This is a genomic window from Bradyrhizobium sp. sGM-13 (assembly GCF_018398875.1).
In the GTDB taxonomy this organism is placed as follows: Bacteria; Pseudomonadota; Alphaproteobacteria; order Rhizobiales; family Xanthobacteraceae; genus Bradyrhizobium.
In genome coordinates this window covers 163356-186454 of sequence record NZ_JAGWDK010000003.1, presented here as the reverse complement: position 1 = coordinate 186454, position 23099 = coordinate 163356, and the positions used below count along the sequence as shown (strand labels likewise).

Annotated in this window: 23 protein-coding genes; 8 read left to right on the top strand and 15 right to left on the bottom strand. The window is 64.5% G+C overall.

Going from position 1 to position 23099, the window contains the following annotated elements:
* The first annotated feature begins 125 nt into the window (after positions 1-125).
* Both KJQ96_RS05515 and KJQ96_RS05510 read left to right on the top strand, forming a co-directional pair.
* On the top strand, positions 126-803 hold the full coding sequence (locus KJQ96_RS05515) for a response regulator transcription factor (RefSeq protein WP_213285676.1): 678 nt from the start codon (positions 126-128) through the stop codon (positions 801-803).
* Positions 800-2746, top strand: coding sequence for an ATP-binding protein (locus tag KJQ96_RS05510; protein ID WP_213285675.1), 1947 nt, complete (start codon positions 800-802; stop codon positions 2744-2746). The genes KJQ96_RS05515 and KJQ96_RS05510 overlap by 4 nt, the downstream gene beginning before the upstream one ends.
* A gap of 93 nt (positions 2747-2839) precedes the next feature.
* On the opposite strand, the gene KJQ96_RS05505 is transcribed toward KJQ96_RS05510, so the two are convergent.
* On the bottom strand, positions 2840-3145 hold the full coding sequence (locus KJQ96_RS05505) for a hypothetical protein (RefSeq protein ID WP_213285674.1): 306 nt from the start codon (positions 3143-3145) through the stop codon (positions 2840-2842).
* Positions 3146-3388: 243 nt separating this feature from the next.
* Here KJQ96_RS05505 and KJQ96_RS05500 point away from each other — a divergent pair, with 243 nt between their 5' ends.
* Complete coding sequence (locus KJQ96_RS05500; RefSeq protein ID WP_213285673.1) at positions 3389-3628, top strand: cysteine rich repeat-containing protein; 240 nt, start codon at positions 3389-3391, stop codon at positions 3626-3628.
* A gap of 232 nt (positions 3629-3860) precedes the next feature.
* Here KJQ96_RS05500 and KJQ96_RS05495 read toward each other — a convergent pair whose 3' ends face one another.
* From KJQ96_RS05495 to KJQ96_RS05485, 3 genes are all read right to left on the bottom strand, one after another.
* Complete coding sequence (locus KJQ96_RS05495; protein WP_213285672.1) at positions 3861-4565, bottom strand: hypothetical protein; 705 nt, start codon at positions 4563-4565, stop codon at positions 3861-3863.
* Between the two features lie 102 nt (positions 4566-4667).
* Complete coding sequence (locus tag KJQ96_RS05490) at positions 4668-5375, bottom strand: hypothetical protein (protein ID WP_213285671.1); 708 nt, start codon at positions 5373-5375, stop codon at positions 4668-4670.
* 130 nt (positions 5376-5505) lie between these two features.
* Complete coding sequence (locus tag KJQ96_RS05485) at positions 5506-5751, bottom strand: hypothetical protein (RefSeq protein ID WP_065745988.1); 246 nt, start codon at positions 5749-5751, stop codon at positions 5506-5508.
* Positions 5752-5901: 150 nt separating this feature from the next.
* Between KJQ96_RS05485 and KJQ96_RS05480 the strand changes: the two genes are divergently transcribed.
* On the top strand, positions 5902-6552 hold the full coding sequence (locus KJQ96_RS05480) for a hypothetical protein (RefSeq protein WP_213285670.1): 651 nt from the start codon (positions 5902-5904) through the stop codon (positions 6550-6552).
* Here the strand turns inward: KJQ96_RS05480 and KJQ96_RS05475 are convergent.
* Complete coding sequence (locus tag KJQ96_RS05475; RefSeq protein WP_213285669.1) at positions 6549-7457, bottom strand: DMT family transporter; 909 nt, start codon at positions 7455-7457, stop codon at positions 6549-6551. The two genes, KJQ96_RS05480 and KJQ96_RS05475, sit on opposite strands and share 4 nt — an antisense overlap.
* An 86-nt stretch (positions 7458-7543) precedes the next feature.
* Here KJQ96_RS05475 and KJQ96_RS05470 point away from each other — a divergent pair, with 86 nt between their 5' ends.
* Positions 7544-8995: a PLP-dependent aminotransferase family protein gene (locus KJQ96_RS05470; RefSeq protein WP_309142369.1), complete on the top strand. Its 1452-nt coding sequence runs from the start codon at positions 7544-7546 to the stop codon at positions 8993-8995.
* 27 nt (positions 8996-9022) lie between these two features.
* On the opposite strand, the gene KJQ96_RS05465 is transcribed toward KJQ96_RS05470, so the two are convergent.
* Together KJQ96_RS05465 and KJQ96_RS05460 are read right to left on the bottom strand one after the other, a co-directional pair.
* Entirely contained in the window at positions 9023-11362 is a 2340-nt protein-coding gene (locus KJQ96_RS05465) for a mechanosensitive ion channel domain-containing protein (RefSeq protein ID WP_309142368.1), read from the bottom strand.
* Positions 11363-11702: 340 nt separating this feature from the next.
* The gene (locus KJQ96_RS05460; protein ID WP_213285857.1) at positions 11703-12674 is read right to left on the bottom strand and encodes a nitronate monooxygenase family protein; all 972 of its coding nucleotides are present in this window, start codon (positions 12672-12674) and stop codon (positions 11703-11705) included.
* Positions 12675-12766: 92 nt separating this feature from the next.
* On the opposite strand from KJQ96_RS05460, the gene KJQ96_RS05455 reads away from it, so the two are divergent.
* Complete coding sequence (locus KJQ96_RS05455; RefSeq protein ID WP_213285667.1) at positions 12767-14329, top strand: AMP-binding protein; 1563 nt, start codon at positions 12767-12769, stop codon at positions 14327-14329.
* 272 nt (positions 14330-14601) lie between these two features.
* Here KJQ96_RS05455 and KJQ96_RS05450 read toward each other — a convergent pair whose 3' ends face one another.
* From KJQ96_RS05450 to minC, 4 genes are all read right to left on the bottom strand, one after another.
* Positions 14602-14967, bottom strand: a complete 366-nt coding sequence (locus tag KJQ96_RS05450) for a GFA family protein (RefSeq protein ID WP_213285666.1) — start codon at positions 14965-14967, stop codon at positions 14602-14604.
* Between the two features lie 90 nt (positions 14968-15057).
* Entirely contained in the window at positions 15058-15351 is a 294-nt protein-coding gene (gene minE / locus KJQ96_RS05445) for a cell division topological specificity factor MinE (protein ID WP_156433752.1), read from the bottom strand.
* Entirely contained in the window at positions 15348-16163 is an 816-nt protein-coding gene (gene minD / locus KJQ96_RS05440) for a septum site-determining protein MinD (RefSeq protein ID WP_213285665.1), read from the bottom strand. The genes minE and minD overlap by 4 nt, the downstream gene beginning before the upstream one ends.
* Positions 16164-16182: 19 nt before the next feature.
* Entirely contained in the window at positions 16183-16881 is a 699-nt protein-coding gene (gene minC / locus KJQ96_RS05435) for a septum site-determining protein MinC (RefSeq protein ID WP_213285664.1), read from the bottom strand.
* 592 nt (positions 16882-17473) lie between these two features.
* Here minC and KJQ96_RS05430 point away from each other — a divergent pair.
* On the top strand, positions 17474-18022 hold the full coding sequence (locus tag KJQ96_RS05430) for a hypothetical protein (RefSeq protein WP_213285663.1): 549 nt from the start codon (positions 17474-17476) through the stop codon (positions 18020-18022).
* Positions 18023-18089: 67 nt separating this feature from the next.
* Entirely contained in the window at positions 18090-19658 is a 1569-nt protein-coding gene (locus tag KJQ96_RS05425; protein ID WP_213285662.1) for an ABC transporter substrate-binding protein, read from the top strand.
* Positions 19659-19715: 57 nt separating this feature from the next.
* Here KJQ96_RS05425 and KJQ96_RS05420 read toward each other — a convergent pair whose 3' ends face one another.
* The 4 genes from KJQ96_RS05420 to KJQ96_RS05405 all read right to left on the bottom strand — a co-directional run bounded on the left by KJQ96_RS05420 (position 19716) and on the right by KJQ96_RS05405 (position 23059).
* A complete protein-coding gene (locus KJQ96_RS05420) occupies positions 19716-20489 on the bottom strand; it encodes a thioesterase family protein (RefSeq protein ID WP_213285661.1) in 774 nt (257 codons plus the stop codon).
* Between the two features lie 157 nt (positions 20490-20646).
* Positions 20647-21363, bottom strand: coding sequence for an SDR family NAD(P)-dependent oxidoreductase (locus KJQ96_RS05415; protein ID WP_213285660.1), 717 nt, complete (start codon positions 21361-21363; stop codon positions 20647-20649).
* Between the two features lie 30 nt (positions 21364-21393).
* A complete protein-coding gene (locus KJQ96_RS05410; protein ID WP_213285659.1) occupies positions 21394-22362 on the bottom strand; it encodes a nitronate monooxygenase family protein in 969 nt (322 codons plus the stop codon).
* A 130-nt stretch (positions 22363-22492) separates the two neighbouring features.
* Positions 22493-23059 (bottom strand): hypothetical protein, encoded by a 567-nt coding sequence (locus KJQ96_RS05405; RefSeq protein WP_249733766.1) that lies wholly within the window; start codon positions 23057-23059, stop codon positions 22493-22495.
* Between the last annotated feature and the right edge of the window lie 40 nt (positions 23060-23099).

Here is a 23099-nt window from a genome sequence, read left to right as displayed (position 1 = left end):
TTTTCCGCTCCGTTCGCCTCCCTCGAATCTTGTAAAAATCCCGCCCCATGAACATGGGTGTCGCAAAAAACTGCCACGGGGTTACACTTGCGCGGGCTGCAGGGACAGGCAGCCGGAGTTTTCAGATGAATTCATTGAGCGACGGGCCCAAGGCGGAAGCCATCACGGTCGTGCTGGTCGAGGACGACGCGCCGACGCTGTGGCGGCTGCAGGACGCGCTCGCCAAGGCCGGATACCAGGTCAGGGCCGCGGGCACGCTTGCGGAAGCCCGCGCCTGTCTCGCGCAAGGCGCGCCAAAGGTGCTGCTGACCGATCTTCAGTTGCCGGACGGCCATGGCGTCGACCTGATCCGCGAGACCCGCCGGCGCTTTCCCGATACCGAGATCATGGTGATCTCGATTCTCGGTGACGAGGAAAGCGTGATTTCGGCGATCACCGTCGGCGCGACGGGCTATCTGCTCAAGGACGCGTTCCCCACCGACATCGCCGCCACCGTGCGCGACCTTGTCGCCGGCCATTCGCCGATCTCGGCCTCGATCGCGCGTTTCATCGTGCGCCGGACCCAAAGCACGCCAGAGCCGCCGCCCGGCCCAGTACTCAACACCACCAAACTGACGCCGCGCGAAATCGACATTCTCTGGGGCATCGCCAAGGGTTTCAGCTATGCCGAGATCGCCAGCCATCTCGGCCTGTCGCGCCAAACCGTGCCCGGGCATATCAAGAGCATCTATCGCAAGCTCGAAGTTCATACCCGGGGCGAGGCGGTGTTCGAGGCGGTCCAGCAGGGCTTGATCAAGTTGTGAACGGTCACGGCGACGACGTGCAACCGGAGCTGCCCGGCCGCGCGCGGCGCCGGCTGCGATCGTCCCGTCTCACCCAGTATCTGCTGCTGCAGGTGGTGATCGCCGTCGCCGGCGTCGCGGTGCTTCTGCAATCGCTGCCGGGACCTCCCGCGCAGTATCAGTTGACGGCCTTTCAGCTCACCGAGGCCGGCGCCGAGCGGGCGGTGACGCTGCCGTACTTCTCTCTGTTGCGGAATGCGATGACCGATCCGCCCCACTTCAGGGGGCACTTCATCCGCCCGGCCGGCGAGGCCGCGCGGGCCTGGTCGGTGTTCCTGCCGCGCTTTACCAATGGGGTCGAGGTCACCGTCAACGATGTCGTGATCCTCGACAGCCGGCGCGATCCTGCCGCTAACCGCCCCGACCGCAACACGCCGGCGATTGCGGTGATCCCCGCTTCCGTGCTGCGCGATGGCGACAACGCCATCTCGATCCGGCTGTTCATCTGGGGGCCGATCACAGGCTTCCTCGATCGCGTCTGGGTCGGACCGGACGAAGCGTTGCGCCCGACCTATAATCTCAGAACGCTGGTGTTCGTGACGTTGCCGGTGGTGTTCTCATCCTGGCAGGCGATTCTGGCTGTCATTCTCGGCATCATGTGGGTGATGCGTCGCCACGAGCCGGCCTACGGCGTTCTGGCGGCGGCGATGGCCGTGGGTGTCGGCCAGGCGTTCCTGCAAACGCCGATGGGAGAGACGCCGTTTTCCAGGTTCAATGTGATCCTGATTTCCTCCGCGCCGCTCGAAAGCGCACTGGTGCTCGTCTTTGCGCTGCTGCTCTCGGGCTGGAAGTGGCAGCGCTACGCCTGGATCATCTTCATTCCGGGCATCGCATTGGCGCTGGCCGGCCTGTTCGGAAATCAGGCGCTGGTGCGCGCCCTCTTCCTGATTCTCGCCGTACCGATGGTCGGTATCTCCCTTCTCATTATGGCCGTCGTTACTGCGCGATCGGCGCTGCAACGGCAGAACGTTGCGAGTTTCCTGCTCGGCTGCGCGGTCACGATCATGCTGACCTGCTGGATCGTCGACCTGCTCTCGGTGTTTCAGATGATGCCCAACCGCATCTTCACCGCGCGGCTGTCCTATTCGGCGATGCTGGTCGCGATCGGCGCGGGGCTCACCTGGCGGTTCGCCCGGGCGCTGAACCAGGTCGACGGATTTGCCGGCCGCCTCGTCACCCAGGTGCGCGAGGCGGAGGAGAAGCTGAAGGCCAGTTTCGCCCGCGAGGAGGAGCGCGCCCGCGCCGCCGCGCTGGCGCGGGAGCGCACGCGCTTGATGCGCGATCTGCATGACGGGCTCGGCGGCCAGCTCGTCAGCATCGTGGCGCTCAGCGAGCGCGGCAATGGCAGCGCGGGGATAGGTGATGCGGCCCGCGCGGCGCTCAAGGATCTGCGCCTCGTCATCGACTCCATGGACGACATCGGCGGCGATCTGATGCTGGCGCTGGGCTCATGGCGTGAACGCGCCATGGCGCAGCTTCGTCCGCACGACATCGCGCTGGACTGGCGCGCGGTTACGGCGCAGGGCCTGCCGGTTCATCCCGAGCTGCGGCCGTGGCACGTCATCCAGATCGTGCGGCTGTTGGATGAAGCGGTGACCAATGCGGTCAAGCACGCCAAGGCGCGGCGCATTACGGTGAGGATCGAGACGCTGGCGGGCGCCGATGGCCTCGAGCGCGGCTGCATCACCGTCGAGGATGACGGCAGGGGGTTTGAGATCGCGCCCGACGGCGGAGCCGCCGGAGCTGCGAAAACGGCGCGCGGCCTGCGCAACATGCGAAGCCGTGCCGCGCGCTGCGGCGCGGAGCTGGAACTGAGCTCCTGCGCCCAAGGGACTAACAAGGGCACGCGCGTGAGGCTGACCTTGCCCCACCGCTTTCCCGACAGCGATGGCGCTGCCGGTTAGCATGCACATTTTTAGTTACGCGTTTTCTTTACGCGAGCCGGTGCCACCCACGGATCAAGTCCGAGGGCATGCTTCGCTTGAAAACGCTTTGCCTCAGCGGCGACCGACGCGGTTCACCGGGCCACCGCGGTTCATCGGCGTGCCGGGACGAACACCGACGCCCCGAGCTCCGACGCCCACAGCGCCGACGCCGACACGGGCAACGCCCACGGCCGGCGTCACGACCGCAGCCGCTGCGACCGGCGTAGGGCGCGCGACGCAGCCCTTCGGCACGCCAACCGTCTTGCAATAAACCACTGCAGCCTGGGCAGAGCTTACGCCGCCGACTGCAAAGGAAGCCACGGCCGAAAACGCCGCGAGCATCAGACCTGCGCTCAGGCAACCTGTCTTCTTCAACATGTGTCATCTCTCCCGAATTGGGCGTGCAGCTCTTTGCGATGTGCCGATCGGTCACCGCAGCCGACGCGAGTTGTACATGGTCCATCGAGGTGCCCGGCAACATCCCATGAAAATGGTGTGGGTGCGCGCGGGGTGATTTGCGGCCCGCTTCCGACGCCATGAACATGGCATGGACCGCGGGCGCAACCTCGACGAGTTTTCGCGCGCTTTCAATCTCCCATTCTCGTCAAAAGGTGATCCATGATGAAATCCATTCATATCGTGGCCGCGGCCACTGCGCTGATCCTGTCGTTCGGCGCCGGCTCGCTGGCTCAGGCGCAATCCGGCCCCACTCCCCAGGAGCAGATGGCCTGCCGTTCGGACGCCGGAAAATTCTGCGCCGAGCATATCGGCAAGCCGCCGCAGATGAATGCCTGCCTGAAAGCGAACAAGACGAAGCTGTCGGATGGTTGCCGCAAGGTGGTGGAATCGCGCGGCGGCTAAGACGTGCGGCGGCTAGCTGAGACGTAATGTTTCATTTCATTGAAGCGGCGCGATCGGCCCAGCGTTCCCCGGATGCTGCGCAGCGCGCCGCTTGCGGCGTGGTGCGCTGCTGATCCGGGGTCCATATGTCGCGCGGCATTGGGTCCCGGATGCGGTGCAGCGCTACACGCTGCACCGCATCCGGGACAAGACAGCTATTCAAGAAGGATGCGCCGCGACTCTTCCGGATCGATCAATCCTGTTCGAACAACCTGATCCGGGGCATTTCGATTCGTGCCGGCTCCCCAGCGAACGCTTCTTCGCGGATGATGATGCGCCGCGGCTCGGTTGCTTCCCGGACCTGCGTCTCGACCGCCTCGAGGTCGTGCTCGCGGGGCTGCTGGAAGCGGCGCCTGTCGGCCCAGCGCTGGCGCCGCTCGGCGCGCCGCTGTTCGGCGGCAGCCCGTTTGAGATCAGCATCACGCGCCTTGGCAAACGCCTCCTGGGGAGCAGCCGCCTTCTCCGGCGCAGCAGTCTTTTCGTTGGCCTGTTCGGCGGGCTTCGACGGTTTCGGCGGTGGCGGTACAGGTTGAGCGGCCGCCGCGTTATTGGCCGTCTTCTCTTCGGTGGAAGCATTATTAGCGGACGGCGCTGCCGCCGCCGTTTGCGGCTGTGGTGGCGTTGGCGGCTGTGGCTGGGTCTGTTGGGGTTGCGTTTGCGGCTGCTCCTGAGCGGGCACGGTATTGGCCGCGGCCACCGTCGCCGCGAGATGGGGCACCGGCTCCGATGGCTCCGTCGAGACGGATATCGGCTCCGCTGACATCCGGCGTTCCAGTTTCGAGATCACATGCGTCGGCGGGCTGACGATGTTGGCGGCCAGATATCCACCGCCAAGACCGGCGGCGACCGCAACAACCACGGTTCCGGCCCCCGCAAAAAAGGCGGTTGATGTGCGCATCGGCAAACTCCCTCATCCACGCGGGCAACGCGTGGGGTAGGGCGATGTTCCGGTACGGCGTTGTGCGTAGGAGTTCTGCGGAACCAGCGGCCGATGCAGCGCTCAGATCATTGCGGCGACTTTTTCCAGCCCGATGATGCGGGCAAGCGAGCGCACTTCGCTCTTCTGATCCTCACGCAACTGGAACAGCAGCGGCATCGCCGCCGATTTCAATTGCTGGACTTCCGCGGATTCTGGATCGATCGGCACGCCCGTCGCATTCGGGTTGGCCTGCCGGCCCGCATGAATCTTGCGGGCAACGGCGCGCAGCGCAGTCTCTACCGGAGGCCAGTAGTACTCCTGCGACGCCGTCAGTTTCAGGCGGTCCTTGATGCCGGCGATCTGGCCATCGCTCAATAGCGCGTAGCTCTTCTGCGGCTGGGGCTTGGCTGCGGCCTTGGGCTTTGCGGGTGCAGGTGCCTGCACCGGCGCCGTGCTCGGCTCAGCGGTGGACGTCGTGGGCGGGGCGGTCGGAGCCGCGATTTCCTTCGGCATGGCCATATCGACAGGCGAAGTCGAGGCATAGGCCCGGCGCAGCGATTCGTTCAGCGCGGGATCCCTGGGCTGGGGGTCAACCGCGGCGGTGGCGTAGCTTAGGACGGCCAAGCGATCCTTTTTGCCTTCCTTGTTCGACACCGGCGCCTGGACGGAGGAAGCCGACGCCAGTTCGAACCGGGCGGCAGGCACGCTGTCGCGGCCGATAATGGCGGTGACGGCGGCGCCGGCCACGAGAAAACAGATCAGCGCGACAATCGTCATAGTCTTGGTCAAAAAGGTCTCCATTCCCGCCGACGTTTGGCCCTTTTGCCGAAAACTGGATGATAATTGAGGCTATACGATGCCAATCGCCGCGCTGACGCGGTCGAAAAGATGAGGAAAAAGGCCCAAAATAGCCCTGAAATCAGGCCGCTGCGGCCAATTCATAGGCCTCCTGGATATCGGCAACGATATCGGAAGCTTCCCAGAGGGCGTCAGGGGCGACCTGCTGCAGGGTGACGGTCCAGTTGCACTTGCGGTTGCGCGGCATGCTGACGACGTCGAATTCGATACCGCGGCACAGCGGATGCCGGTCGAGCGCAAACATCACCCGGCGCCGGATCTCCTCGAGAGTTGCCGGGGTTTTGGCAAAATACCGGTCGAAATCCATTCCATACCCCTTTCGATTTGCCGTCGGTTCGACCGTGGCGGCGAACCATCGTCGGGGTTATTGTTGGGGCCGATATGGTTAACGGCGCGTTAAGCCTTCGGAATGGCAAGGGCCGGAACGCGAGCAAACGGCGGAGCGGAACGACCCGGCATGGCTGAAGCGACATCCCAGACGGCGTCAGTCGCCACCGGGCTATCAGTTCGCGCCGCGCTGGTGGCGACGATCGCAATTTCAGCCTTCACGCTGTCGATCGCGGCGTTCGAACTGTCGATGGCGGATTGGCCCTCCGGCTTCGTCCTGCTTGTCGTCATGCCGCTGGTCGCGCTGGTGTTCTTCGGCTGCATCGTGTGGTCGGCTTCGCTGCTCCCCAAGATCCGAACCAGTGGCGCGAAGTTCGCCCTTCCCTTCCTGATCTGTGTGCTCACGCTTGCCATTCTCGCCTATGCCCCGCTGCACCAGGTCGCCCTCCAGCAGAATTTCCGCTGGCACCGGGCCGACCGCGAACGGATCGTGGCGCGCATCGAAGCCGGCGAACTGAAACCCAACGTCTCCTACAACAAAAACCTGATCGCGCTCGGCGACCGCGAGCCAAATGTTTCCGTCGGCAACGACATCGTCGTCGACGAGACGGAAGAAGGCACCTATGTGCTGTTTTTGACCTCACGCGGCCTGAAGCACTATTTCACCGGCTTCTTGCTCGTGCCGCCGGGCGGCGATCCCAAAAACTTCTTCGAATTCGCCGACAAGCCGCCGAGCCGGCTCGAGCGCTACGACGAGAATTGGTATTTTGTGGCGAACTAGGCCGTCTTTTCTCGAAGCGAGCCACCGGCGATGGTGCCGAGCGCGATGCCGCCGATGATCAGCGCCATCGCCAGAAACAGCGACGGCTCGAGCGGCTCGTTCAGCATCGCGGTGGCGCTGACGATGCCGAGCAGCGGCGTCGCCAGCAGGCACAGCGAGGTGGTGACGGCCGGCAGGCTGCGGTTCACCATGGTCATTGCCCAGTTGGCGAATGCCGTGCAGACGATGCCGCTATAGAGCATCAGGCCGGCGAGACGCGCCGTCCACAAGATGTGCGGCGGGCCCTCCACGAGCCACGCGATGGTCGACAGCAGCGCCGCCGCCAGCAGCACCTGCCAGAACACGAGCTGGAAGGGTGTCGAGATCCATTTGTGGGCCCTGACATAGACGATGTTGCCGGCCCAGCAGAACGCGGCAATCAGAATTAGGCCGCTGCCGAACAGCGCGTTGCGGTCAGCCCAGTTCAGCGTCTGCGGATCGAAGATGACCGCGAGGCCCGCCAGGCCGCAGCCGATACCGATCGCGCGCCGGCGCGTGATATGCTCCGACAGAAACATGGCTGCTCCGATCGCGACCCATAGCGGGGTCGTATAGCCGAGCACGATCGCCCTGCCCGCCGGCACGAATTGCAGCCCGGCCGCCACCAATGCGGAAAACGCCACCAGATGCAGAATCGAGGTGCAGAACACGACCGGCAGGTCGCCGCGCTTCGGGACGATGAACGTCCCCTGCGCCCACAACATCGGCGCCAGCGTCGCGGCGGCGATCATGCAGCGCAGCGCCGTGGCCCATAGCGGGGACACGTCGTGCACGATCATCTTCGTCACCGGCCAGTTGGTCCCCCACGCGAACACGACACCGGCAAGCAGCGCCGCCGCGCTGCGGGTTGAAAGTCCACTGGCCATCTCGAACACGTCCCGTCATGAGCCGCTCGGCATTGCCTAGCCCTTCAACTGGCTCTAATGAAAGAACCAGTTTTTGAGATTTGCTGGTGCCAGTTGTGGACGACCTGATTCCCGGAATGCTGCATCTGGCGCGCGACAGCGGCGCGACCTTGACGCGCCAGCTCACCGACCAGTTGCGGCGCCTCATCACGGAAGGACGCCTCGCGCCCGGCCAGCGCCTGCCCTCGAGCCGGCAACTGGCGCAATCGCTCGCCCTCTCACGCAACACCGTCTCGTTTGCGATCGAGCAACTGGCCGCGGAAGGCTATCTCTCGCTTGCCGCCGGACGCCGTCCGGTCGTCGCCGAAGGCCTGTCGCTCGATCGCCGCAAGATGTCGCCGCGAAGCAGCCGGGCCGGAAGCGAGCGAATAGGCCTGTCGTCCTGGGCGCGCAGCCTGCAGCGGGCGGACTGGCCGCCTGTTCATGACGGACGGCCGCGGCCGTTTCAGCCCGGGCTGGCGGACGAGCGCGAGTTTCCGCACGATGTGTGGAGCCGCTGCCTGCGGCGCGCGGCGCGAAACGCACTGCTACGCCGCGACCGGCCCATCAACCATCGACCGCTACAGGAAGCGCTGCTCGGGCATCTCGTGGTTCATCGCGGAATCAAAGCCAAGCCCGATCAGATATTGATCGTGCCGACGGCGCAATCCGGCCTGACGCTGATCGCTGATGCGCTGCTCGAGCGCGGCGATCACGCCTGGATCGAAAGCCCGGGCTATGGCGGTGCCAACGTCGCATTGCATGCCGCCGGCGCCATCGTTTCCGCCATACCGCTCGACGCGCAAGGCATGGCCGTCTCATCCCGCAAGGAGGCGCCGCGGCTGATCTTCGTCACGCCGTCGCATCAATATCCGACCGGGCGGCTGATGCCGATCGGCCGCCGTCTCGAACTGCTGCGTTTCGCCGAAGCCACGGGCGCTTGCATCATCGAGGACGACTACGACGGTGAATTTCACTACGAGGCCCGCCCGGTGGCCGCCCTGCAGGGGCTCGCAACGTCGCCGCGCGTGTTCTATCTCGGCACCTTCTCGAAAGCGACGTATGCGGACATTCGCTTCGGTTACCTCGTCGTCCCGGAAGCGCTGATTGATCACTTCGAACTGGCGCAGCGCCACATGGGAATGTTGACGTCGATCACCATGCAGGATGCGCTGGCCGAGTTCATCGCATCCGGCGCCTATCTCGGCCACATCAGAAGGATGACGCGCCTCTACAAGAGCCGGCGCGACTGCATGCTGCAGGCGCTTGCCGCTGAAGCCGGCGACCGTCTCGCGATCGAAGCCCCGGCCGGCGGCATGCAATTGCTGGCAAGGTGCAGCAGACCGGCAAACGACCGGCAATTGTCGGCGCGCCTGCTCGACGCCGGCGTCGCCAGCCGGCCGTTATCGAGCATGCTGTATCACAAGACCAATGAGCAGGGCCTGTTTCTCGGCTTTGCGGCATGGAATGAAAAAGAGATCGATCAGGCGGCGCACATCCTTGGTCGAATCCTGCGTTGAGACACGCGGATAGCGTTGCGTGACGAACTAGCCCGCCGCCCGCCTGGGCTGCGCATTCGCGGCGGCATCGGCGGGCGCCGGAACCTGCATCAGAATGGTTTGGCTAGCGGGCGCGATTTCCACGCCGCACTCCTGGAATCGCCGCTTCATGCGGCGGTTGAATTCCCGCTGCACCGGCCAGCGGCCGGCATCGGTGCAGCGGATCTGGCCGACGATCGAAGCCATCGAGCCGTCTACCTTGTCGACGCCCCAGAGTTCGAGATCGCCGCGGATCAGGTGCTGGAATTCGGGCTCGCGCCGCATTTCGGCGACGATGTCCTTCAGGATCTGGCCGGCGCGGTCGGTGTCTTCCTTGTAGGCCACGTTGACGCTGACGGCGGCGTTGCCGGCGCCGCGGCTTGAATTGGTGATCGTCGTCACCGCACTGAACGGCACGATATGCACGGAGCCGTCGCCGGCGCGTAGGCGAAGGGTGCGGATCGAAACATTTTCCACGACCCCAGAAAGGCCCGACAGCGTGACGTTGTCGCCGACCTGGACGGTGTTCTCGATCAGGAGAAACAGCCCGGTAATGAGGTCCTGCACCAGTTTCTGCGAGCCGAAGCCGATGGCGATACCGACGATACCGGCGCCGGCGAGCAGCGGCGCGACATTGACGCCGATCTCGCTGAGCGCCGTGAGGCCAACGACGACGACGATGAGGCACAACAGTGCCGTTCGCAGCATCGGCTGAAACGTGCGCAGCCGCGCCGCGCGCGCGTAGTGACCGTCGCGCGACAGCGCGGTAACCTTGCGGTCCAGCAACGCATTGCTGATTTCCCAGATCGCCGCAGCAGCCAGCGCAGCAATGCCGACGGTGACCACCGCCGACAACAGCCGGCTGCCGATCTGGCCGCCGTAGAACCAGACGATGGCGTTGATGCCCCAGACTTCCAGCAGCGCGACAAAGCCGATGAAGGCGATCGCGGTCGAGATGACGTTGCGCAACAGCGGCAGATAGCGGTTGGCGCGATTCTCCAGGCCCGGGAAGCGGCGCAGGAGCTCCGGGCTGATGCGGAAGCCACGATCGATCAAGCTCAGCACCAGCATGGTGGAAAGACGCACGATCAGCGCAACTGCGACGGTGCCGACGAAATACTGCAGGAGCAGCGCGTAGCCGTTGCGGATGTTGAGCGCCCACACTGCCCACAAGGCGAGGTCGAGCACGATCGCAAGATAGTGCCACAGGCCGGCGACGCGGTTGCGTACCCTGGCGGCTGTGCCGTCGCGGCCGGCCGGCGCGCGAATAGCATCCGCAACCTGGCGGCGGCACTGCAGGATAATGACGACGATGAAGAGATGGACGACCAGCATCACCAGGCGCAGCAACGCCATGTAGCCGCCGCGATGCAAGCCCAGCAGCAACGCCACGTTGGCGAAGGCAATGCCTGAGACACCGACGGTGACGATGCGCCGCGCCCATATCTCGATATAGGCTGCGGTTTCGGCGCGAACGCGAAACAGGCCGAAAGGTCCGGCCAGCGCCCGTACTACGCAGATCAGCCCGCGCGTTAGCGCATAGGCGTTGACGACCGCGAGGATCACGAGCCGGGTGGTTGCGAGATCGCCGATCCCGCTTCCCAGCAACATCGTGGCGGTACCGACAAAGACGAGCACCGGGAGCAATTCGAGCGCGAGCCGTCCCAGCACGAAGGGCAACCTGACCAGCGACTGCCAGGTGCGCGCCAGACTGAGGCGCCGCCGATACAGCTCGGGCGCGGCCGTGACGTCAGCCACGGAGGATGGCGGATCGGCCACCGCCAAAGTCGCTACCGTAGCGCGCGCCGTTTGCGGCAGGCGCGCTTCCAACAGCGCCACTGGGCGCTTGATCAGGTGGAAAACCAGCCACTCGGCAGCGAGCGCGCAAAGAAACACCAGCGCCAGTTTCCACGCGATGTCGAACAACTGGTGATAGGCGGACGGATCGTTGGCGGTCCGCACGAACCAGTAATAGAACGCCCGAAAGTCCGTCAGTGTCCGCGCCACATCGGCGACCTCGCGCGAGATCTCGCCGACCTGCTCGGATACCGTCAGCAGGAGCTGTGCGCCGAGGCTGTCCGCCGTGAGCGGCATCGCGGATTTCTGTTCGGGCGCGGGAGCCGCGCCTTGCGGTGGCGGCGAGGCACTGGCGATCGCACGTAGCGTCTCGATGACTTGCGCGCGCTTCTTGTCATCGGAAAGCGTATCGAGCGCCCGCTTCGCCTGATCGGGCGTCAGGACATCAGCTTTATCGGTAGGGGCGGCAGGCGCGGCGCCGGGCTGCGCGACAGCCGGGAAGGTAAACAGCGCGCAGATGAGCAGGATCGCGGGGAAGAGCTTGTGCGACACGAAGGCCTCGCTGAATAAAATGCGCCCGGCGGCGAAACCTGGAATCGGTCTCGCCTTTCGCGCGTGCGTCATGTCGGATTGCCTGTTTTCGCCGTCATCCTGTGTCGGAAGTTTGCCAGCGCGGCGGCTTTCTCTTGGCATTTGCCGTTGGGCGCGCCCTAGCATTGCTGCATCACAAAAATGCAGTGGCTGAATCGCCGGGAACCTTTTGCGCGCTAGAGCCCGGTTCTGATTGAATCAGAACCGGGCTCTAGATTCTTGTTTGACGCGTTTTCTTCACGCGAACCGGTGTCCACCCCGGATCAAGTCCGGGGCAAGCTTTCGCTGGAAAACGCTCTAGCTAAATCGCAGGGGCAGCGTCCCGATATTCCGCCGCTGTGCGCGCAACCATCTCGTCGACGGACAGCACCTCCGTCACGCCCGAAACAGAATGTCCCGCGCTCCAAATATCCTTCCAGCGTTTCGGGCGGTTCTCGCGCGCGCCGATGTCGATATCCTTGCCGATATCGATCGCGCCCCGCTCGGGAAGATCGTCCGGATCGAGACCGGCGGCCTCGATCGAGGGGCGCAGCATGTTGGTCTGCAGGCCCGTGAATGCCCTGGTCAGCAGGACGTCGTCGGCGCTGCTGGCGACCAGCATCTCCTTGTAGCGCGCGTCCGCCATGCTCTCCCGCGTGGCGATGAATTTGGTACCCATATAGGCGAGATCGCAGCCGAGTGCCTCGGCCGCGCGCAGGGCGTGACCATCCGCGATGCCGCCCGCCAGCACCAGGGGTCCGTCGAAGAAGGCGCGCACCGCGCGCACGAACACGAAGGGATTGAGCCAGCCGGTCTGGCCGCCCGCGCCTGCAGTTAGCAGCACCAACCCGTCGGCACCGGCGGCCGCCGCGCGCTCGGCATGGCGGATGGATGCGACGTCGGCAAACACCAGCGCGCCGGCATCGCGCAACGGCTTCAGTACCGGCGCCGGCGAACCGACGGAGGTGATAATCATTTCCGGCCGGTGACGCAGCAGCACCTGCAGATCCTGCTCCAGCCGCGCATTGGAGCGATGCACGATCAAATTGGCGCATACAGGCGCTGCGGGCTTGCCGCTTGAATCCGAGTGCTCCTTCAGCCGGTCATCGATGTCGGTCAGCCATTGATCGAGTTGTTCGGGGCTACGGCAATTCACGGTCGGAAACGAACCGATCACGCCGTTGCGGCAGGCGGCTACCACCAGCTCGACGCCGGAGACGAGAAACATCGGCGCCGCAATCAGCGGCAGGCTAAGGCGATCGCGAAAACGCGCAAGAGCATCGGTTGGTTGCATCATCCAAGCTTGAGCAGTGTGCCTGTTGTGCTAGCGTTCACCCAACATGGCACGGGCGAAGGCCAATTACAAAACAGGCAGGAGGAAGAAGGATGGGCAATCCGCTCTACGCGTTCCCAGCGGCATGCGAGCAGACCTTGCTGGCGCTGGCGCGCTACCCGGACCGCACGGCGTTCGCCTGGCCGGGCGGATCGCTCACCTATCGCGGTGCGACCGATATGATTGGGCGCATGCAGGCCGTGTTCATGAAGCTGGGCTTTGCGCCCGGCACGCGCGTCGCGTTTCTCACCGCCAACCGCGCCGACACCTGGTGCGCGGGCGTCGCCGCGCAGCTCTCGCGATTGGCGATCACCTGGCTGCATCCACTGGGTTCGCTAGACGACCAACTGTTTCAGCTCGAGGATTCCGAAGCGCAGATGCTGGTGGTCGACGGGGTTACCTTCCGCGACCGCGGCGGCGAACTCGCGGCCAAAGCGACCGGCGTGAAGACAGTGTTCACGCTCGGCCCCGCCGGCTACGGCGCCGACCTCTTGCAAGCGATTGAAGCCGCCGGCAGCGCCACGGCACGCAGCTTTGCCGGACCCGACGACATCGCCACGCTCAATTACACCGGCGGCACCACCGGCAAATCCAAGGGCGCGCTGCGGCACCACCGCGAATATGGCGGGTTTGCCAGCGCGATCCTCGCTGACTTTGAAATTCCTGATACCCCGCGCTACCTGACGGTTGCGCCGATCAGCCATGTCGCGGGGACAAAAGTGCTGCCGACGCTGATGCGCGGCGGCACCGTTCACATGCTGAAAGGCTTTGACCCCGAAGCCGTGTTCAAGACCATCGAGCGCGAGAAGATCAATTTCACGCTGTTCGTGCCGACGATGATCTACGTCATGCTGGATCATCCCTCACTCGACAAGACCGACCTCTCCTCGCTCGAACTCTTGCTGTACGGCGCGTCTGCGATGTCGCCGAGCCGGCTGGTCGAGGGCATCGAGCGGATCGGGCCGGTGTTCTCGCAGCTCTACGGCCAGACCGAATGTTATCCAGTATCCGTGCTGCGCAAGGCGGACCACGATCCCAGGACGCCGGAGCTGTTTCTGTCCTGCGGATTCCCGATCGCCGCTTGCCAGGTGAAGATCCTCGACAATGACGACCGGGAAGTCACAACCGGCGAGGCCGGCGAGATCTGCGTGCGCGGCACGCATGTGATGGCCGAATATTGGAAACGGCCCGACGCGACCGCGGAGACGCTGAAGAACGGCTGGCTGCACACCGGCGACATCGCGCGATCGGACGAACGCGGCTACCTGTTCATTCTCGACCGCAAGAAGGACATGATCGTCTCCGGCGGCTTCAACATCTTTCCGCGCGAGGTCGAGGATGTCTTGTCGCAACATGCCGACGTCGCCATGGTCGCCGTGGTCGGCGTACCCGACGACAAATGGGGCGAGGCCGTCACCGCCGTGATCGTCGCCCGCGAAGGCGCGCGACCGAATCCGGACGAGCTGATCAACCTCGTGAAGGCGAAGAAAGGCTCGGCGCACGCGCCCAAGCACATCAAGTTCGTTAGCGAGTTGCCGATGACCGGCGTCGGCAAGGTCGACAAGAAGGTGCTGAAGGCAGGCTTCTGGACCGGCCGCGAGCGGATGGTGGGGTAGCCTCGCGACCGTGAAGCGTGTCCCGGACGCGGTGCGGCACGAAGTGACGCTCCGCAGAGCCGGGACCCACCCCCCCGGCTGCTGGGTCCGGATCAGCGGCGCACCACGTCGCGAAGAGCGACGCGCTGCGCAGCATCCGGCACACGAGAGCTATGTTTGCGGGAAGAACTCCGGCCACATCGCTCGCCACTTTTCAGCGAGCGGTCGAAATCGCTTGGCCCGATCTCGTGGCATTCGGCATTGGCCGCCGGTTGGATCCAGGGCTGTGCGCTTCACATGAACATGTGGGCAGCCGGGTTCAACCATCTGATCTCGTCGAGTGTCCCCGCGCGAACATTGATGGATTCCAGGCGTCCTGCGCGTTCGCCGTAGATTCGACCGCCACAATCTCCGCAGAACCAGGATGTGACGTCGGCACCGGTCGGAGACGGACGGCGCCATCCCTGCGGTTCGCCCTTCAGCAGATGAAAGTGCTTGGTCGCCACTGGCATGTTGAGCGCAAAGGCGCTGCCGGACGCGGTTTGGCAATCCGTGCAATTGCAGGTGTACAGCAGCAGCGGAAACGACGATATCTCGTAGCGGATTGCGCCGCACGAACATCCGCCGGTCATTGGAAGAACAGGCTGCACCGAATTCATGGTCGGACCGAAGCTAGACGATGCAATCTTAAGCAGAAAGCCCGCCCGCGCAACCTCATCGGTGGCGGCCCTCAGCCGACCGAGCGCCTTTCAGCCGGCCATGCGCTTTTCGGTAGGAGCCTTCTTGTCGAAATTATTGGGGACTTCGATATCGACTTCGAGTGTCGACACCGTCTTGCCGCGCTCCAGCTTGACCATCACCTTGTCGGGATCGAGCACCACGTGCTTCGAAACTACCGCGAGGATTTCCTCCCGCAGCGTGGCCAGCAAGTCGGACTGACCGAGCAGCCCGCGCTCATGCGCGAGCAAGATCTGCAGCCGCTCCCGCGCAACCGGGGCAGATGCATTGCGGCCGCTAAACAGCCGCAGCAGATTCATGCTCATGCAGCTCTCCGTCCCAGCAAGCGGTTCATGAAGCCCTTGCGCTCAGCCGGCACGGTCATGGCGACCTGTTCGCCCATCAGGCGGCGCGCGGCGTCGATATAGGCGCGGGCCGGCGCGCTCTCGGCGTTGTTGAGCGTCACCGGCGTGCCGACGTTGGATGCCTTCAGGACATCCTGGCTCTCGGGAATGATGCCGAGCAGAGGCGTCGCGAGGATTTCCAGGATGTCGTCGATGTTGAGCATCTCGCCGCGCGCCGCACGCGCCGGATCGTAGCGGGTGATCAGCACATGCTTTTCCACCCGCTCGCCGCGCTCCGCCCTCACCGTCTTCGAATCGAGCATGCCGATAATGCGGTCGGAGTCGCGCACCGAGGACACTTCGGGATTGGTGACGATGACGGCTTCGTCGGCATAGCGCATGGCGAGCGTCGCGCCGCGCTCGATGCCGGCCGGGCTGTCGCACAGAATCCAGTCGAACCGGCTCCTGAGCTCGGCGATAACGCGGCCGACGCCCTCGTCGGTCAGCGCATCCTTGTCGCGGGTCTGTGAGGCCGGCAGCAGCCAGAGATTTTCCAGCCGCTTGTCGCGGATCAGCGCCTGCGGCAGCTTGGCGACACCCTGCACCACGTTGATGAGGTCGAACACCACGCGGCGTTCGGCGCCCATCACCAGATCGAGGTTGCGCAGGCCGACATCGAAATCGATCACCACGACGCTTTGCCCGCCTTGCGCAAGCGCCGCACCGAGCGCGGCCGTCGAGGTGGTTTTTCCAACGCCTCCCTTGCCCGAGGTAACGACCAGGACCTTGGCCATACTTGATCTCCTTAGCCGGTTAATTCAGCGGGGTAATTTTCATGGTATCGCCCTCCAGCCAGGCTTGCGCCGGGCGGCTGCGGAGCGCGACGTCGATTTCTTCTGCGGTCTGGTAGTAGCCATCGATCGCAAGCAGCTCGGCCTCGATCTTCTGGCAATAGATTCGTGCGGCGGAATTGCCGTTGACGCCGGCCATCGCACGGCCACGCAGCGTGCCGTAGATGTGGATCGATCCGCCGGCGACGATCTCCGCGCCCGACCCGACCGAGCCCAAAACCGTGACATCGCCTTCCATGAAGACGATGGACTGGCCCGAACGTACCGGGTTCTCCAGCAGCAGCGAGGTCGGCTTCTTCGGCTCGGGCTCCGATTTCTGCGTCGACTCGCTTCGCGTGATCACGCAGGAACGGCCGCCGGTCAGCAAGGGCGGCATGTTCGCCGCGAGACGATCTTCCTCCACACCCTCGATTCCGAGGACGCGGATGTTGCGCTCGTTGAGACTGCCGACGAGATGGGCGATGGCGGAGCTCGAGAGGTCGACGGCTGAGAGATCGAGCACGATCGGCTTGCCGACGAAATATCCGGGCGAGCGGGCCAGCGTGGCGTCGATCTCGGCGAGCCATTCCACGATCGGCACGACAGGGCTGAATACGAACGCGACATAGGACCGGCCGCGCAGCCGGACCAGTTGACGCGTGGGATCCGCTCGGACGTCCATGATGCTCGACTCGCCTTTCTTATTGAATGGTTAACAATCGACGAACTTGGTTAACGAGTAATTAATGTGAAAACCCGCGCTACGCGCAGAAAACAGCGCAACAGGCGACGAATCCGGCGCATTTGTGGCCGATTCATGCTGCTTATCGTGCGGAACGTGCGCCAAACCCTTTGAAAACAGGAGTCGCGTGAGTTGTAGTTAACGCGAGCTCAACTTACTTTCGTCACGTTTCCGACCTAAATTAGTCCTCGCGCGGCTCCAACAAACTTATGTGTGCTGGCGGATCTCTGCGGTCTGGCGGCTCAATCCGTCGGGCAGACGGAACATTTGCCGGCAGGGGACGAGGGCAGTGGAAGCGAGCGTTGTGTGGTCGCGAGATCCGATCTCGCAGGCAGGTGCCGTCGGACGCAGGGACGACGCCTCACACCTTGATTCAAGTCTTCCAAGCAAGCCCGATAGCGGACAGAAAGCGGACGTCGATGACCCCGCGCGCCTCTTCCGCGATCTGGAACTCCTGACCGGTACGTCACCTGCCGTTCCGCCGCCGAGCAATCCGCCGGTCAATCCGCCAAGCGACATGAGGAGTGAGCGTATGAGTAGTGTGAGTGAGCAGGACCATATCAATCCCCGCGATCCCCTGTACTACGCGCCGCGCTCGCTACGTGAGCGGTCGGCTTCCATGCGCGACGCCAGCCCCGCAACGACACCGTTCTCTCCGGCGTCGTTCGACTCCCAGCTCGAGAGCGCCGTATCCGATGCGCTGCGCCATCGCCTCGATCCCGAGATCATGCGTGAACCTCAATTGGAATCGAAGAAGGCGTTGTGGAGCATCGCAGCGCGCTTTGGTGCCGCGATCGGCGTCGCGGCTGTGGTGGCGCTGTTCTTCGTCATCGCCGTGCCGGGGTCGCGGCAGAGCGACGGTGGGCCGTCGGCGTCCTCCGGAATCGTGCAGTCGATCAAGGCTGCCCTGTTCCAATCCGGAGAGGCTTCGCCAAAGCCTGCAATCAGCGAATTCCAGGCCGTTCTCGCCTCCACGCCACCGAGCGCCCCGCCTGCGTCCGAGCAGTCCCAGTTGCTCAAGCAATTCATGCAGTGGAGCGAGAAGCCCGATCCGGCGACGCCACAACGCGCCAACCCATGATCCAGATGGAGGAATGACAATGCCTGAGAACCGACTTTCCGCCATCTTGTTCTCAAGGAGTTTTGCCATGACCTCGCACCGGATCTCCTTGCTGGTCGGGGCCGCGCTGTTCGGAATCGCAGGCAGCGCTCAGGCTGCCGGCGAGATTGTGATCGTGCGCGACCTTGCCGGCCGCGTCGGCCCCGTGATCGGCTCGGCCCAGGCATGCCGCGACATTGCGCGTCCCCGCATCCAGACCATCGTCGACAAGTTTTCACAGGTGATCCGGGAAGCCTCGTCGAACGAGGCAGAGCGTTCTGATCTCACCCAGACGTTCGATCGCAGCGTGGCCGACGGCCGCGCCGCCGTTAGCTCGGGCAAAATCGATTGCATCCGGGCCGATCGTCAGCTTGCCGATCTCGAACGCTCGATCTCGGGCCCTAGTCTTTCCAGCGTCATCGGCCCGTCCCCTGCCGCCGCGGCAACGGCCGCGAACGCGGCAACCGCGCCCACGGCCCCGGTCCCGACCGGGCCGCTGCCACGCGGCATCGGCGAAAAGGAAATCCGCTTCGGCATCGCCGCGCCCTTCTCCGGCTCGGCCCGTGAGTTGGGACGCCAGATGAAGCTCGGAATCGAGACCGCCTTCAACCGGGTCAACGATGCCGGCGGCGTCGACGGGCGGATGCTCAAACTGTACGCCGCCGACGACGGCTACGAGCCGTCGCGCACCGCGGAAGCGATGAAGCAGCTTTACGAAAAAGACCAGGTGTTCGGCATCGTCGGCAATGTCGGCACGCCGACCGCGGCGGTGGCGATCCCCTATGCGCTCGAACGCCGGATGCTGTTTTTTGGGGCCTTCACCGGCGCCAACATCCTGCGCAACGACCCGCCGGATCGCTACGTGTTCAACTACCGCGCCAGCTATGTTCAGGAAACCGACGCAGTCGTCCGCTACCTCGTCAAGATACGACGGCTGCAGCCCCGCCAGATCGCGGTGTTTGCGCAACAGGATTCGTACGGCGACGCCGGATTTGCCGGGGTCGCCAAGGCGTTTCGCTCCATGGGCGTGAACGACGGCGCCATCCTCCGGCTCAATTATGCGCGAAACACCGTCGACGTCGACGACGCGATCAACCAGTTGAAGCTCGCGAAACCGCCGATCAAGGCCGTCGTCATGGTCGCCACCTACCGGGCCGCGGCGCGGTTCATCGAGAAGACGCGCGACCTCTATCCGGGGATGATCTACTCCAACGTCTCGTTCGTCGGCTCTACCGCGCTTGCCGAAGAACTGAAACTCTTGGGACCGCGTTACACCAACGGCGTGATCGTGACGCAGGTGGTGCCGGCGGTGTCGGGCTATTCGTCGGCCGTGCTCGAATATAAAAATGCGCTCGCCAAGTATTTCCCAGGCGAAGCGCCCGACTACGTTTCGTTCGAGGGCTATGTCGCCGCTAACGTCCTGATCGCGGGCATCAAGCGGACCGGCCCGCAGATCGATACGGAGAAGCTGATCGACACGCTGGAGACCATGCGCAATCTCGACCTCGGTCTCGGGACCCAGCTCAGCTTCGGCCGCTCCGAGCACCAGGCCTCGAACAAGGTGTGGGGCACGGCACTCGACGAAAGCGGGCGTTACCAGCCGATCGATCTCGAATGATTGAAGGGGGCCGCAATCCCGGTGATTGCGGTCCCTTTACGTACCGACCCCGCGCCGTCAACGCTTCTCGATGACAAGGCTCTGGATGGCGCGGCCGAAGTAACCGCGCTCGTCGGCAAGCCGCGCCATTGCGAGCCCCGCGCCATCGGGACCGATCCAGGACTCGGCATCGAGCAGGATCCAGTCGCCGACCGGCTCACGGGCAAAATTCACGGTCAGGTCGGCATTGAGAAAGGTCCACGCGCGGAAATCCAGCACGGCCGAGGTGCCGTTGCAGAAATCCGCCGCCGCCATAGCCCGCATCGCCTGCGAAACGGCTGCGCCTTCCACGATCGGCCGATCGACGCGGTACCAGATCGCGCCGGGACCGGGCTCGCCGAAGCGGCCGCGCGCGGCGCGCAGCGACATACCTGATACGAACGGGCTGGAGGAAAAATCCGCGGGTTCGACGCGCGATCGATCCGGGCCCGGTAGCTCGACCGGCAGGATCGCGGCCTCTAGCGGCAATTCCTGGGCCTGCACCTTGATCTTCAGCACGGTCGCGCCGACCACGACGACGCCTTTAGCCCGTAGCCTGACCGCGCAGAGCTGGATCTTGCGCCCCTCGCGCAACACTTCGCTCTCGATGGTGAGCGGCGCCACCGGCACGGGACGCATCAGGTCCACGGTCACGCGCGCAACCCGCATCGCGACCGGCGTCGTAATCCGCTCTGCCGCCCACACCACCAGCGCCGCCGGCGGCGAGCCGTGCTGCATGCTCGGATCCCATGGGCCTGCCGCAAAGGGGCTAGTGACGACGTCGTTGCCGTCAACGCGAAAAATGCCGTCCATTGAATGAGAAGTCCTGTCGATCAAGGGACGAGCTTCTTGCCTGCTTCGGCGGAACGAGTCGAGCCCGCGGCGGACAGGGCACCGTGCGCCATTCGCGGGAAACGGCGAGCAAGGCGGCGCATCAAATGAACGCCATGCCGCCATTGAGGACGATGGTCTACCCGGTCATGTAGCTGTTGCCGAGCACCATCGCGACGGCTTGCGCGACTTCCTCGGCCCGGCCCATCCGACCGAGCGGGATGTTGCGCGCCAGATCCGTCCGGCCGCCCATCATATCGGTCTCGATCAGCGACGGCGCCACGGCGTTGACCGTAATGCCTTCCTTGACGAGGCGCGCCGCGTAGCCGCGCGTCAGTCCTTCCATGCCGGCCTTGGAGGCGTTGTAGTGCACGCCGATGGCACCCGCGCCGCGCGCCGCGCCCGACGAGATGTTGACGATGCGGCCCCATTTGCGCGCCCGCATCGCCGGCAGCACCGCCTGCGTGCACAGGAACGCCGATTTCAGGTTTACGGTAATGGTCCGGTCAAAATCGTCCTCGGTGAGGTCGTCGACGCCGCGCACGATAGCTAAGCCCGCATTGTTGACGAGAATGTCGATCGGACCGAGCGCGGAGGCGACCTGCTCGACCATGTTGGTGACGGCCGCGGCCTGCGAGACATCGGCTCCGATCGCGATGGCGCGGCCACCATTGGCCTTGATGGCGGCGACGACAGCATCGGCATCACCAGCGCGCTCGCGATAATTGACCGCGACCGCGGCGCCGGCCTCGGCAAGCGTCAAGGCAATCGCCGCGCCGATACCGCGGGACGCGCCAGTCACCAGTGCAACCCGCGCGCTCAAATTCTGTCCGCCATCGCCGATCCTCCGTCGCATTCACGACGGGGCGCCGCTCCGCAAGACGCCTCACAATGCGGGGTCGACCGCCTCGTCATATTCCTTCTTAAACCGCGCGATCAGCTCGGCGGCCGGCACCACCTTGCCGATGCCACCGATGCCCTGACCAGAGCCCCAGATCTCCTTCCATGCCTTCGGCTTGGCGCGCTCGCCTGAGGCGTCCGTGCCAAAACTCATCTTCGAGGGATCGGAGGTCGGCAGGTCGTCGGGATTGAGCCCGGCTTTGACGATCGACGGCTTGAGGTAATTGCCGTGCACGCCGGTGAACAGGTTCGAATAGACGATGTCTTCCGCCGACGACGACGTGATCATCTCCTTGTATGCTTCGACCGCGTTGGCTTCCTGGGTCGCAATGAAGGCGGAGCCGATATAGGCGAAGTCGGCACCGAGGATGCGCGCCGCACGGATGGCGCGGCCGTTGGCAATCGCGCCCGACAGCGCGATCGGTCCGTCGAACCAAGCGCGCGTTTCCTCGACGAAGGCGAGCGGCGAGATCGTGCCGGCATGGCCGCCGGCACCGGCCGCGACCAGGATCAGGCCGTCGGCACCTTTCTCGATCGCCTTGTGCGCGAATTTCTGGTTGATCACGTCGTGGAAGACGATGCCGCCCCAATTATGCGCCGCCTGGTTGAGATCCTCGCGCGCGCCGAGCGAGGTGATCAGCATCGGCACCTTGTACTTCTCGCAGGCCGCAAGATCGTGATCGAGCCGGTTGTTGGATTTGTGAACGATCTGGTTCACCGCGAACGGCGCCGACGGCCGCTCCGGATGCGCCTTGTCGTAGGCTGTGAGCTCTTCGGTGATCCGCGCCAGCCATTCGTCGAGCAGCGAAGCCGGCCGCGCATTCAGCGCCGGAAACGATCCGACCACGCCGGCCTTGCACTGGGCAATCACGAGATCGGGCACGGAGATGATGAACAGCGGCGACCCGATCACGGGTATCGACAGGCGGCCCTTGAACAGCGCGGGCATCGACATTCGAAGCGATCCTCTGGTTATTCAGGCAAACGGTTTGGCTCTAGAGATGCCAGACGTCATACCAACCAACAAGGCAATCTTTCCAGTGTCAAGTATTGCGTTTTGGCGCTGCCAGATGCCGGAACGACCCCTACTGACAGAGCGCCCTGGTCACGTAATTTTCCGTCTTGCAATCACCAGACTGCCGCTTGTAGCCGGGCAGGAACACTTTCGGCGAGCATTTCTCGGCCGCGTCAGTATCGAGGCTCTTGCCTTCTTTGTAGCCCTTGCTCTGGCACAGCCGGTCGGCGCCGGCCTTGCAGTCCGGCGCGCCGTTGGCCGCGACAAGACACGCCGCCCGCCCGCTCACCATGACTGATGGCCTGGCGATATTCGACAGGCTGTCGCCGGCACCCTTGGCGCCGGCATTGAGATCGTCGATGGTCTCGCCCGGGCTCTTCAGCGGCAGCAACAGCGATTTGGATTTCTCGAACAGCTTTCCGATTTCGTTGATCAGGCCGGGATTTTCCTGGCGCGGCGCTCGCTGTGGCTCACTCTGCTGCCGCTCGGGCTGAGCCGGCACCGGCTGCTGGGCCGGCGACTGCAGGCCGAGCGAGGGCTGCGGCGCGCCTTGCGACCAGCCGGCATCGGGAGCGATCGCAAGCACGGATGCAACGAGGCCAACGGTCGCGCGTTGCGTCCCGAATAGCTTGATCAAACGGCCGATTCGATCGGGCATGGAACGAAACGTAGCCTGA

Excerpts from the sequence above, each read along its gene's own strand:
- KJQ96_RS05485 (WP_065745988.1), bottom strand. The coding sequence starts at position 5,751 with ATGGATTTCGACCGGTATTTTGCCAAAACCCCGGCAACTCTCGAGGAG.
- KJQ96_RS05480 (WP_213285670.1), top strand. The coding sequence starts at position 5,902 with ATGGCTGAAGCGACATCCCAGACGGCGTCAGTCGCCACCGGGCTATCA.
- KJQ96_RS05410 (WP_213285659.1), bottom strand. The coding sequence starts at position 22,362 with ATGTCGATGCCCGCGCTGTTCAAGGGCCGCCTGTCGATACCCGTGATC.
- KJQ96_RS05425 (WP_213285662.1), top strand. The coding sequence starts at position 18,090 with ATGACCTCGCACCGGATCTCCTTGCTGGTCGGGGCCGCGCTGTTCGGA.
- minC (WP_213285664.1), bottom strand. The coding sequence starts at position 16,881 with ATGGACGTCCGAGCGGATCCCACGCGTCAACTGGTCCGGCTGCGCGGC.
- KJQ96_RS05500 (WP_213285673.1), top strand. The coding sequence starts at position 3,389 with ATGAAATCCATTCATATCGTGGCCGCGGCCACTGCGCTGATCCTGTCG.
- KJQ96_RS05420 (WP_213285661.1), bottom strand. The coding sequence starts at position 20,489 with ATGGACGGCATTTTTCGCGTTGACGGCAACGACGTCGTCACTAGCCCC.
- KJQ96_RS05515 (WP_213285676.1), top strand. The coding sequence starts at position 126 with ATGAATTCATTGAGCGACGGGCCCAAGGCGGAAGCCATCACGGTCGTG.
- KJQ96_RS05450 (WP_213285666.1), bottom strand. The coding sequence starts at position 14,967 with ATGAATTCGGTGCAGCCTGTTCTTCCAATGACCGGCGGATGTTCGTGC.
- KJQ96_RS05505 (WP_213285674.1), bottom strand. The coding sequence starts at position 3,145 with ATGTTGAAGAAGACAGGTTGCCTGAGCGCAGGTCTGATGCTCGCGGCG.
- KJQ96_RS05430 (WP_213285663.1), top strand. The coding sequence starts at position 17,474 with ATGAGTAGTGTGAGTGAGCAGGACCATATCAATCCCCGCGATCCCCTG.
- minE (WP_156433752.1), bottom strand. The coding sequence starts at position 15,351 with ATGAGCATGAATCTGCTGCGGCTGTTTAGCGGCCGCAATGCATCTGCC.
- KJQ96_RS05455 (WP_213285667.1), top strand. The coding sequence starts at position 12,767 with ATGGGCAATCCGCTCTACGCGTTCCCAGCGGCATGCGAGCAGACCTTG.
- KJQ96_RS05460 (WP_213285857.1), bottom strand. The coding sequence starts at position 12,674 with ATGCAACCAACCGATGCTCTTGCGCGTTTTCGCGATCGCCTTAGCCTG.
- KJQ96_RS05415 (WP_213285660.1), bottom strand. The coding sequence starts at position 21,363 with ATGCGACGGAGGATCGGCGATGGCGGACAGAATTTGAGCGCGCGGGTT.
- KJQ96_RS05495 (WP_213285672.1), bottom strand. The coding sequence starts at position 4,565 with ATGCGCACATCAACCGCCTTTTTTGCGGGGGCCGGAACCGTGGTTGTT.
- minD (WP_213285665.1), bottom strand. The coding sequence starts at position 16,163 with ATGGCCAAGGTCCTGGTCGTTACCTCGGGCAAGGGAGGCGTTGGAAAA.
- KJQ96_RS05475 (WP_213285669.1), bottom strand. The coding sequence starts at position 7,457 with ATGGCCAGTGGACTTTCAACCCGCAGCGCGGCGGCGCTGCTTGCCGGT.